This window comes from Robinsoniella peoriensis, assembly GCF_000797495.1.
GTDB lineage: Bacteria > Bacillota > Clostridia > Lachnospirales > Lachnospiraceae > Robinsoniella > Robinsoniella peoriensis.
The window spans coordinates 405,251-417,766 of the sequence record NZ_JTGN01000003.1; the positions used below are offsets into that span (position 1 = coordinate 405,251).

At 41.4% G+C, this 12,516-nt stretch carries 6 protein-coding genes and 1 pseudogene; 4 read left to right on the forward strand and 3 right to left on the reverse strand.

Going from position 1 to position 12,516, the window contains the following annotated elements:
• Positions 1–13 precede the first annotated feature (13 nt).
• Together QR40_RS08230 and QR40_RS08235 are read right to left on the reverse strand one after the other, a co-directional pair.
• Positions 14–1,546 (reverse strand): helix-turn-helix domain-containing protein, encoded by a 1,533-nt coding sequence (locus QR40_RS08230; RefSeq protein WP_044294288.1) that lies wholly within the window; start codon positions 1,544–1,546, stop codon positions 14–16.
• The gene (locus tag QR40_RS08235) at positions 1,533–3,326 is read right to left on the reverse strand and encodes a cache domain-containing sensor histidine kinase (protein ID WP_160295784.1); all 1,794 of its coding nucleotides are present in this window, start codon (positions 3,324–3,326) and stop codon (positions 1,533–1,535) included. The genes QR40_RS08230 and QR40_RS08235 overlap by 14 nt, the downstream gene beginning before the upstream one ends.
• A 224-nt stretch (positions 3,327–3,550) precedes the next feature.
• Between QR40_RS08235 and QR40_RS08240 the strand changes: the two genes are divergently transcribed.
• The 3 genes from QR40_RS08240 (at position 3,551) to QR40_RS08250 (ending at position 6,714) form a co-directional block, all read left to right on the forward strand.
• Entirely contained in the window at positions 3,551–4,933 is a 1,383-nt protein-coding gene (locus tag QR40_RS08240; RefSeq protein ID WP_044294290.1) for an ABC transporter substrate-binding protein, read from the forward strand.
• A gap of 85 nt (positions 4,934–5,018) precedes the next feature.
• The gene (locus QR40_RS08245; RefSeq protein WP_044294291.1) at positions 5,019–5,888 is read left to right on the forward strand and encodes a carbohydrate ABC transporter permease; all 870 of its coding nucleotides are present in this window, start codon (positions 5,019–5,021) and stop codon (positions 5,886–5,888) included.
• 1 nt (position 5,889) lies between these two features.
• Entirely contained in the window at positions 5,890–6,714 is an 825-nt protein-coding gene (locus QR40_RS08250) for a carbohydrate ABC transporter permease (RefSeq protein WP_044294292.1), read from the forward strand.
• 46 nt (positions 6,715–6,760) lie between these two features.
• On the opposite strand, the pseudogene QR40_RS08255 reads toward QR40_RS08250, so the two are convergent.
• Positions 6,761–7,540: pseudogene (locus tag QR40_RS08255) on the reverse strand (IS110 family transposase); the annotation flags it as partial.
• A 297-nt stretch (positions 7,541–7,837) separates the two neighbouring features.
• Here QR40_RS08255 and QR40_RS08260 point away from each other — a divergent pair.
• A complete protein-coding gene (locus tag QR40_RS08260; protein ID WP_160295785.1) occupies positions 7,838–12,463 on the forward strand; it encodes a discoidin domain-containing protein in 4,626 nt (1,541 codons plus the stop codon).
• Positions 12,464–12,516: the final 53 nt, after the last annotated feature.

The following is a 12,516-nucleotide window of genomic DNA, read 5'->3' on the forward strand; positions in this document are numbered from 1 at the left end:
GCAATTGTTTTATTCAAAGATTCTTATTTCGGTAATCGGAAGGAGATACACCGGTTAATTCCTTAAAAAACCGGCTGAAATAGTGCTGGTCCTCATAACCGACCAAAGTACTTATTTGCTTCACGGATAAATCGGAATGTTCCAGAAGCAGTTTTTTTGCTTCGTCTATACGCAGCCGCAGTAGGTATTTCACAGGGGATTCTCCGGTATGCTTTTTGAAAATCCGGGTCAGATAAGAGGCGTTGAAATTAAACTTCCTTGCCATGTCCTCTATGTTAATAGGGGATGCATAATTTTTCTTCATAAATAGCTCAAGTTCATTTATGATAGAAGATGCATCCGAGCATTTTCTTGATTGTATACGGAAGATCTCCTGGAATATGTTTAAGACCTCAGAAAATAATGAATTAATGGCGGCTGCATTTTGGATGCAGTCATATAACCTTTTTTCGTGCATATTATTTTCTTCATTTGTTGTTTCGAAGTCATTTTCCGTTAAACGGAGAATTTGCAGCAGCTGACTTTCAATCATATACTGGGGACATTTTAAATTTTGCCACTGACTGAACAGAGCCTCCAGAAATTGTGAAAAAGATACAAAATTCTCAGATTTCGCAGATGCGGATAATTTATTTATATCGGAAATATCAAGCTTGGTATGACCGACGGTGGATTCCGGAGTAATGACTTGGGAGAAACCGATAATCAAGCCATGGTACAAACGGTTTCGCAGCATCCTTGATGAAGTTTCAATATCCTGATATGCAATATAGTGTTCACAGACAGCGATTGATACAGGTGCATATATTTTTTCCAGAACCCCCAGCAGAGTTTTGGCATTTTGCAAGATTTCTTTTTCATTATTCTGACTGGCAGTAACTATTAAGAATTTCTGGTTCATTTCCCGTTCGTCAATCAGCCACCAGCTTTCCTGTTTAGAAAAACAAGTATTGAGCGCTTTCAGCATAGTATCCTCCGAAAATAAAGAGTCATCGTCTGCTTGAACCGTCAGACCGGGAATATGGTTTTTTAAATTACCAAAACAGATCAGGAACAGCATAAAGTGTCTGCCGGAAAAGGAAGAAGGCATAAGCGCATCCGAGGCTTGCCCCGCAAGGGCGGAAGAGAGGATGCTGCGCTCAATTGATTTCTCCTTTTGCTTTATTGTGTCCTGCATTTTTCGCAGAATACTTTCCAGATTCGCTTCTTTCACCGGCTTTAACAGATAATCTGCAACGTCGTACCGGATTGCACTCCTGGCATATTCAAAGTCATCATAACCGCTGATGATGGCAATTTGAAGGGATGTATTTTTTTCCCGTATGCGCCGGATTAATTCCAGCCCATCCATCATTGGCATTTTTATATCGGTAAATAATATCTGTGCTTTAGTTGTATCCAGAAGGTGAAGGGCATCCAATCCGTTGTAGGCACTTCCAACCACCTGAAAATCAGGGGAAATATTTTCAATTTTTTTAATGATATTTTTTAAAATCAAAGATTCGTCTTCCGCAACAATGATGCGGACAGGTCTATTTATCTCCATAATTTTTATCCTCGCTTATAATTCCACCAATAGTAACTTCCGTTCCGCCGCCAGGCAGATTTTTTATTTTGAAAACAGCATTTTCACGGTAAGCCAGCTTAAGCCGTATATAGAGGTTAATCAGCCCCATACCATCAATTTCCAGTTCCGGCAGGGATTTTTCAGGAATAATGGACGCAAGCGTGTTTTCAAGTGCCTCTAATTTTTCAGGATTAAAACCGGATCCGTTATCGGTTACTTTGATATACCAGGTATTATCTTTTGTTGTTCCTTCAATATGTATCACCCAGGGGGGGATTACATGGATTGCGTACTTGATACAGTTTTCAAGAAGGGGCTGGATGATTAGTTTTGGAATTCTTATGTGGTACATGGAATCATCAATATCTATGTGGAAGATAAGCCGATCCTCAAATTTTATTTTCATCAGGTTCATGTAGGCAATGCTCTGGTCAATTTCCTGGATTAAGATTACTTTTTGCATACTGCTGGAAGAAATATAGCGGAGAATGGAGGAAAGATCGTCACAGACATCGATAATTTCTTTCGTACAGTCTTCTTCCGCCAGTATACTGATGGTTGACAGTGTGTTATAGAGAAAATGGGGATTCATCTGGGACTGAAGGGCAAGCATTTTTGCCTGAATCTCATGGGAACGCAGGGATACTACTTCATCCAGGGAATCCTCCAGCTTCTTGTTCATGGACTGGAAGGAATGGTACAGCTGGTTTAGTTCATCATACTGGCTGCTGTAATCCGGAACGGTGTCTTTAGATATCGTCTTCAGATCCAGCCGGGTTGTGATTTCCTGCAGCTTTCGCAGCGGTATTACCAGACTTCTGGATATCTGATAGGATATCAGAAGCGTAGTCAGAAGGATTGCAACAAGTGTTAAAAAGATAATATTGCGGAACTGGTTAATGGGTTTTAACAGTACATCCCTGGAGGTTTCCACAAGGAACGTCCAGCCAAACTGGGCTGAAGTCCGGTAAGCACAGTAAGTATTGCCTGCTTCGGCAGTATTTCCCTGGAGAAGACCGTTGGCAGATTCACTGACTGTAATCGATTTCCAATATTCGCTGATACTCCCGTTATGGTTATTATGACCGGTGTTTTCATATGCATAAACAATATGGCCGTTCTCGTCCAATATGTAAAGGTTATAAGATTCTGTTTTATTGGACAGCGTCTTTTCAATGATCTTTTGAATCACAGAGAAGGGCTGCTGTAATTCCAGTATCGTATTATGGGGAAGGGTATTTTTTTCACTGAAGGAGCGGCAAAGTGAAATAACCGGTTCATTCTCAAAACCCCAGTCATCCGGGTGAGGCTCAAGCAGGATTTTATTGCCTTTTGCATCCATAACATCGGAGATCCAGGTCAGGTTTTTTACTTTTTCGGGGGGGATCGTTTTAAACGTACTGGATTTTGACATATTGATATAGTGTCCGTCAAAATCAAAAATATTAATGGATATATTATCGATTCTATAGTCCAAAGCACTAAATACCATATCTGAAAAGTCTAACTTTTTCTGGGCACTTTCACGTGTAAAACTATACATGTCTTGCTTTAACAGTGATTTGATTGGTTTGGATACAGCAATACGTTTGGAATAGTTATTGAGCCTTTCTAACTGGGTATCAATCTGGGTAGTCAGGTTGTCGCATTTGTCCACCAGCGCGTTAGAAGCATTCTCCTTTAGTGAATTAGATATGTAAGCATAGAAGAAAGTCACTAAAATAAGAATAAGGATAACAATTAGTTTTGAATAGCTCAAAAAAAGATTGGATTGAATAGACTTTTTCATATCTTCCCCCCAAAAAGTTCTTATTTTCTTAATCATATCCGTTATTTTAAGGAATTACAAGTGATTATTTGCTAAAAACAGGCAGGAAAGGAAGAAGTAGGAAAAGTCCACAATGTGAAGTAGAAAATGTGTAAATACAAATACAATTCCGGGTGCTATAGTATAAACATGTTAAACAAAAAGGAGGAAGCAAAATGAATAGCATGAAATTGAGAAAGGTTTTGGGAGTTACACTGGCAGCAACGATATCAGCAGCAGCACTTGCAGGATGCGGTGGAAGCGGGGAAAGCAAAACGGCAGTTACTGAATCAAAAGGAACGGAAGCGGTTCAGGAAACAACGGGAGATACCACGGCGAGTGACACGGAAGCGGGATCTGCGGAAACAGCAAGGAGCGATGAAGCGAAAGAAGGGGTTACGATTACGGTAGCTGCATCATCCAACTGGATCAAAGATATTGATAAGGAACTTGCTGCAAAATATGAGGAAGAGTCCGGCAATACAATCCAGTGGCAGGCAAGCCCTGATGACCAGTATACCAATGTACTGAATTCTAAATTTGCTGTGGGTGAAGGACCGGATATTTATCTCACCCAGTCAGGAGCCGGAATACAGGAATATCAGCCGTCAGAACATGCATTGGATCTGTCCGGAGAAGAATGGGTATCACGCTATCGCGACTGGGCAAAAGAAGGAACCACTTATGACGGAAAAATAGTGCAGTGCCTTACCTGGAGTGCTGACGGATGGGCGATGCTTTATAACCCGGATATTTTTGAAAAAGCGGGTATCAAAGAAGTACCTAAGACCTTTGACAGTTTTATGGAAGCCTGTGAGGCAATTAAGAATTTAGGTATTACACCGATCTATGAACCGGGAGCGGCTCAGTGGCACCAGGCAACATGGCTGGATACTCTTTCGGCTCAGGCGGAAGAAAGCAAGCCGGGACTTCGGGAATCCCTCAATCAGGACACTGCAAAGTTTGCAGAACAGGAAGGACTTTTAAAAGGTCTGGAACAGATGAAGCAAATTGAAGAAGCTGGTTATTTTGGAGAAGAATTCATGTCCAACACCTGGGAGAGCAGTGTGGATAAAATGATTACGGGAGAATATGCCATGATACTGGTATATACTACTTTCCAGAATGAGATTATGGCAAAAGATCCGTCTACTAATGCAGACAAATGGGAAATGTTCCAGGTTCCGTTAAATGACAATACGGTATTTGCCCAGTCTTCAGGTGGTGTAGGGCGCAGTATCAACAAAGATTCTAAGGTGATCGATGCAGCGAAAGATTATTTTAATTTCCTGACAAGAAAGGATAATCTGGAAACTTATTATGCAGCCAGACAGGATCTGGGACAGTGTTCATTTACGGATATTGAAGGGAATGTATCCAATGGTTATAAGACCGTAGTTTCAAATGGAACAGGAGTGGGACAGAACTTTGAAACCGGTGTAACCAACTGGAACAGCACAGAGATTGGTATTCAGGTTCAAAATATGTATCTTGGCGGAACAGCTATGGAAGTGCTGGAAGGCATTGATGCCATGAGAGAACCGTTATTTGAAAAATAGAGAAAGGTTATGGAAAAGAGGTAATGGATAAGCAAAATCATTACCTCTTAAATATTAAGATGAAATAGAGAAAAGGTAAAATATTATGAACAAAAAAAAGATATACAGTCCATTATTTTCAGTTCCGGCAATTGTATTGTATACAGTTATGTTTATGATACCTGTGGTGGCCGGAATCGGCATTTCGTTAACAGACTGGAATACGTCCTGGTCTAAAATTTCTTTTGTAGGGCTACAGAATTATAAAGATATTTTCCTGTCCCACGGCGGCCCATATCTGAAGAGTGTGGAGCATACGCTTTCGTTTACCGTAGTAACGGTTATAGGTAAAACTCTGCTTGGGCTTGGTCTGGCGCTTCTCCTGAATACAGGACTGAGAAGCAAAAATTTATTCAGAGGCCTGTATTTTCTCCCGTATACACTGGCGCCTTTGATTATCGGTATTGCATTTACTTCAATTCTGGGAATGGATGGACCGCTAAATAACATTCTTCGTCTTCTGGGGCTTGAGAGCTTGGTAAAAGGATGGCTTGCCAATCCGCATACAGCTCTGGGAAGTACCATGGTTGTTGAGATTTGGAGAATGGCAGGATGGAATATGATGATCTTGCTTGCAGGTCTCCAAATGATTCCGAAAGAGTATTATGAGGCTGCCGGAATTGACGGAGCGGGTAAATGGAAACAGTTTTTCTATGTAACGCTGCCGTTCTTAAGATCCTCGCTGACGATGGTTATGGTACTGAATACAATTCACGGGCTGAAAGTATTTGACATTATTTATTCATTGACAGGCGGCGGTCCTGGAACCTATTCAGAAGTGATCAATACACAGGTGTTCAAGGAATTTGGCAGTGGGCGTTATGGTATGGCTAATGCACTTTCTGTCATTGTATTTCTGGTAACCTTCATTATTTCAATGGTTATGAAAAAAGCTTTAGTTGGGGAGGAGGAATAAAATGAAGAAAAAACAGTTGACTGGAAAAATATTAAGACTTATAACTGCCGCCATAGGCAGCCTTACCGTCCTTCTGCCGTTATATTTCATTGTAATAAATTCCCTGAAAACCTCAAGTGAAGCCGGAGAATTGAACTTTGCATTCCCCCAGGTAATCCAATGGAGGAATTATATAGACGTAATTGAAGCAGGAAGCCTGGTGAGAGCATTTGGAAACAGTATGCTTATATCAGGAGTATCCGTAGTGATCTGCCTGATTGTTTCGGCAATGGCTGCTTTTTCTATTAGCAGAGACAGAAATAAAATGAATAAGGGCCTATACAATTATTTTTTTCTGGGACTGATTGCACCGGTAAACTATGTCGCCACTATATTTGTATTGAAGGCACTGCATATTCAGAATACATATATGGGAATTATCCTGGTGAATGCAGCATTAGGCATTCCGTTTCTGATCTTTCTCTTTGACAGTTTTATTGGAGGGATACCAAGAGAGCTGGATGAGGCGGCAGTTATTGATGGAGCCGGACCTCTCAGTCTGTTTTTTAAGGTGATTCTGCCCCTTTTGAAGCCGGTTACCATCACCGGGCTGGTGCTTAACTTTTTAGGGGCATGGAATGATTTTATTACCCCGCTGTATCTTTTAAACGATACAAAAAAGCTGGGAATGATTAATTCAATATATAATTTCTTCGGACAGCATTTTAATGAATGGAATATGATTTTTGCAGATATTCTGTTATCTGTTGCACCGATTATGATTCTCTATATATTTGGACAGAAATATATTGTCAGCGGAACTACGGCAGGAGCTGTCAAAGGATGATTATTGGCTATGGGGCCAGATGAATGAATTTGCAGAATTTTACAAAAGTCTGGGAAGCAGTATTTAGCTGTTCTATCGCCTGTTTGATGATGCGTTTGGTAAAATTATCTTTTGGAAGTACAGGAATCAGTTCCTTGGCAGTTCCATAGATTTCTTCAGCTTTTGTTTGGCTGAAGTTGTACTTCTTACGGCTGCACCACTTTTGATAGTGGTSAGTAAAAGCTTTTAAGGACATTTTACGAACACAATCGACATGCCAGTAGGTGCCAAGGAAATCTACCCATTTCTGACTGCCGTCCTCACGGGCGGGACTGTCAAAGTAGGTGTTGGCACCCGGATAAGTCTGGTCGATGAGACCAATCAGGTTGTTTTTCATTGCCGTTTTGTGTTTCATATAGAAATCAAACTGGCGGTTCATTGTTTTAAGCTGAGTGCGTATTTCATCCATAAGACTATATTGTTTCAGCTTTGCCCAACTGTCAAGTGCATATCGAGCGATTTTAACGGAATCAGCTTTATCTGTTTTTACTCTGCGAAGAGGATTATCCTGTCCCTGAAAGTTACAGATAATCTGGGGATTCACAGCACTTACAAAGAATCCTGCCTGTGACAGTGTCCGGGCAATTGGTTCATAGTAGTGTCCGGTACATTCCATGACGATACGGGTTTCACCATCAAGGGAATGTAGAAGATTAATTAGTGATTGAAATGCATCATCCAAATGTGGAATATCAAAGGGCTTTACAACGACATCACCACCTGGACGGAGAACTGCCACTGTGCTTTTTCTCTTGGAAACATCAATACCTACTGCGTTCATGTTCATAAATTGTCACTCCTTAGAAAGAATAATTGCAATGGATAAGTACCAGTTTTACTCATTGCCTATTCAATCTACTGTGGTGTGACACGAACGCACCCTGAAGGTGGATCAACCTGCATAAAACGAACGCTGCGAATGAGGAGCTGGTTAACAGACTTTTGTACGGGCGCGAAGCCCAAGGAGGAATCCGTTATACCGATTGCTCCATCATTATACAGCTTAAGCAACAAGATGGATAATTCCTTACTGGCTGTAAGGGATATTAACCATAAATATATTGTAGTAGGAGGAAATAAGAGAATGAAAAGAAGGTTTATGGCAAGAGGATTATCTGCTTTGCTGATTACATCGGTGTTTATGAATATGATGCCGGTCAGTGCAGCTGCAAATGAAGGAAGTTCCGTTGGCAACGACGCTCAATGGGAAACGCTGCGTGAGACATTGAAGAATTATACTCCTGTGTGGAATGATGCCACCTATAAAGGTGCTGTGGCGCAGAGAATGATAGAGACTGCATTGATGGGAAATGGAGATGTCGGTGTTAACTCTTCCGGTAATTCAAAAGAAAAGTCCTATTTAATATCAAAACAAGATTTTTGGAACTGTGGAAATATGAACACGGATAACATAGGCTCTGCAGATGCAGGCAGGGTATCCCCCCTGTCCGTCGGGGGCCTGACCATACGGGAGATGCAGGAGGAAGAGGAACCGGAGATAAAACCTACCGTAACAGGATGCGGGTTTATCGATGATGCGAATCCGGAATATGTTTATGATCTGGATGGCATTATTGACGGTAAGATGGATAAGGATAAAGACAGCTGGGCATGTAAGGGAACCGATCATGAGCCGGACGCACATTGGTTTGAGATTAATTTAAATCAGGTAAAATCCATCCGTGGATATGAAATTTATCACCATATGAATCCCTTAATGTATACATCAGACTTTGAAGTATCCGTTAGTTCAGACGGAATTAATTATGAAACTGTACAAACCGTTACGGACAATGACCAGCAAAAAACGAGCTTTCAGTTTGACCAGGCAAAAGAAATACAATATATCAAAGTAGATATTGCAAAACCCAACGCAGACAGAGATAACACAGCCAGAATTCTGGAAATGGAACTGCTGGAAAGTACCAAAGCAGCAGCAAAGGTAACCGGTTGTGGATATATCAGTGATGCAGACCCTGCGTATATCTATGATCTGGAAGGAATCATAGATGATAAAATGGAACAGGACAAGGACACCTGGGCATGTAATGGCAACGAGCATGCGGATGATAAAAAAAGCCATTGGTTCCAGGTCGATTTTGGGGAAGTGAACATGCTAAAAAAATATGTTCTTTACCATCAGGGATCCTATAATAATGCCCAGACGGAAATGAATACCTCTGATTTTGAAGTCCGGGTGAGTAAGGATGGTGAAATTTATGAAACAGTTCAGACCGTAACGGAAAATTTGGAAAATGCAACGGAGTTTATTCTGGATGAGGCAATAGAGGCGCAGTACGTAAAAGTCTTTATTTCAAAGGCTAATCCTGGAAGAGACAGTACCGCCCGGATTGCAGAAATGCGGTTTTATGATGAGGCCAACAAAAATCTGATCACTGGCGATATTGTGTATGATTTTAAAGAAACTCTGGATATCACAAATGGCAGACTGGATACAAATATGGAAATATCAGGGATACCTATTACCTGTTCATCCTGGATCTCTGCTACGGATAATGTAATGGTAACAGAAATAACATCCACCGGAGAGGAACCGCTTAATCTGGAAAGTGCAGTCTGGACCAAAACAGATCTTGAGGATTTCCCACTTGATTCCGGGGTTGACGGCGACATGGTTTGGGCGTCGAAGAAAACGGTTAATCTGGTTGAAAATCAGAATGAAAAATCCTGGACTTCTGAAGTTGTATTAAAATCAAAAGTTCTGGGCACTAAAGCAGCAGCTGAGAAAAATAAAGATTCCGAAGCAGTACTTAAGTTTACCATTGAACCGGGACAGACCGTGCAGATTGTAACATCTGTGGGAGGCGGCGGCCAAAATTATGATTTCACAGGTAATTTACAGGGTATGGAGCCGCAAAATGAGGCATCCGATATTCTGGCACAGTATCAGAATGCCCAGGATCTGGTATCCTTAAAAGAAAGCAATGATCAGTGGTGGAAAGATTACTGGCTGAAATCTTATATTAACATCGGAGATGAACAACTGCACAGATATTATTATGGATCTTTATACTATATGGCGTGTACCAGCAGGGAAGACAGTCTTCCACCCGGTCTCTATGGTATCTGGACCACAACGGACGGTGCTATGTGGAACGGGGATTTCCATATGAATTATAACTTTATTGCACCGTTTTATGGTATGCATTCCAGCAACCGCGGGGAATTTTCCAAATCGCTGAAGGACCCTCTTTTAGATTTTATGGAAAACGGCAGCCAGAGAGCAAAGACAGACATCGCTAATGTATACTATAATTATATCTATGGAGGAAATCAGCCGGGCGAAAATGGAACGGCCTTTAACAATGGTAAATTTGACGGAAGACCTGAACTGGTGGATGGAATTGATGACGGTATTCTGTACCCGGTTGCACTGGGACCATGGGGATCTTATGCATGGGGCGGCGAAGCAGGCGGATATCTGATGCAGGTATACAATGCGGGATTTGCAGCAATGGGTCTGACACAATATTACAATTATACGAAAGATGGTGATTATTTAAAGGAAATTTATCCGTATCTGCTGGCAAATGCTAATTTTTATGAAAAATGGTGTGAAAAAGAAGATCTTGGAGATGGTAAATACCGTTATAATATCTGGACAGGAGCACATGAGAACACCTTTGACATGAATTCCGGAACTGCAATCGGTACGGTAAAGAATATCTTAGAATGCCTGATCGATGGAACAGAGGATGGAAATATATTCCCTCCGGCAGAGAAACTGGCGGTCTGGAAGGACATGTATGAAAACTTTGCGGATTACCCGATCCAGGATTTTGTGCCTCAGAGTGATGCGAATTTTACTTATGACAAACCGTATGTTCCGTTAAGTGAGGTAGGAGCCAAATTCAGGGCTCATGAGGCAAATGTCGGGCTTGAGTTTATAGCTCCGGGACAGCAGCTGGGATATGATACCGATCCGGAACTACGGGAAGCGGCAAGAAACAGTATTGAATTAAAAGAGCTTGCAAACAAAAATATATGGTCTCAAATCAACGAAACACCGAAAGTATATCTGCATGCGGTAAGATGCGGTGTGGATCCTCAATACATTATATCGAAATTCAAGAAGCTTCTTGACAGTTCCATGTGTGAGAACTTCGTGATACAGGATGGCTACCACGGAATCGAAAAAGCGGGAGCAATTGAATTTATTAACACCATGTTATTACAGAGTGACAATGATATTATTAAGGTATTCCCGAATTGGACGGGAGCGGATGCAAGCTTTACCAGACTGCGGGAAAGAGGAGCATTCTTACTGTCTTCCAGCATGACAGGCGGACAGGTGGATTACATTGAAATCACCAGTGAAAAAGGGGAACCGGTCAAATTGGTGAATCCCTGGGAAAATTCTGTTGTAAGAGTAACCGACCAGTCAGGACAGGAAATTGATTATAAAAAAGGTTCTACAGTAAATACGGGGGAAAAGACAATTGAATTTGAAAGTACCGAAAACGCAGTTTATACCATTGAGTATGCAGGAGAAGAACCGGCTGATTACACGAATGTGGATGCGGCACTGAGTCAGGTTCCGCAGGATCTCACCATTTATACCCGGGAAAGTGCAGCTGCAGTAACAGACGCGGTTAACGCTGTTGTCAGGGATCTGACGATTGACCGGCAGGCAGATGTAGATGCAATGGCTGCAGCAATCGAAAAGGCAGTCCGGGGATTGATTACTCAGGAGTCTGTTGATCTGGAAACGGCGAAGATAGCTCTTGAAAAAGAGATATTAGTGGGAAAAGCCATGATGGAAAAAGGCCAGGGCATCTATACGGACAGCAGCTGGAAAGCATATATCAATGCAGTGAACAATGCTGTTCAGATGTCGGATAAGCAGGATGCAGTCTCATCGGAAGTCATTGGAGCAGTAAACCGGGCGAAGAATGCATTCCGGAACTTAACGGTGAAAGCAGATACTTCCTTTGTGGAAGCCAAAATAGAATTTCAGTCCATCCTGTCTGTACTGAATACGGTTCTGGGCAAAGGCCAGGGCAATTATACGGATGCAAGCTGGAAAGCTTTCAATGATACGATTGCACAAGGTTCAGCACTTGCAGCAAAACCATCCGCAGATAAGGCAGAGATGATGGCAATGTCTCAAAAACTAAGACTGGCAGCAAATGGTTTACAGCTAAAGCCAGTTACGCCTCCCGCAACGCCGGCTGTGAAACTTCCAAAGGCAGGCTCTGTACATAAGATTGGAAGCCTGAGATACAAGGTTACAAAATCTGCAGCAAAAGACGGTACAGTTGCGGTAGTGTCAGGTACGAAGAATACCATGACAAAAGTGAGTATCCCTTCCTCTGTCAAGGTGAATGGCTATACATTCCGTGTAACGGAAATCTCTGCAAAAGCATTTAAAAACTACAAAAAGCTGTCCAAGGTAACTATTGGCAAATATGTAAATTCTATAGGAAATTATGCATTCCAGAATAATACAAATCTTAAAAAAGTTACAATTGGCGAGCGGGTTACGAAAATAGGCAAATATGCTTTCTATGGAGATAAAAATTTAATAGATATCCAGATCAAGACTAAAAAATTATATTCCGTAGGTACCAGCGCATTTAAGAAAATTAATAGGAAGACAGTTATACGCGTGCCTAAAAATAAGGTTTCTTCTTATAAGAAATTATTCAGGGGGAAAGGCTTGCAAGGTAGTGTGGAAATAAAGAAATAATGTTAGTCAGATAAAGGAGAAAAGCATATTAGTAAAATTATAATGCAGGAGGG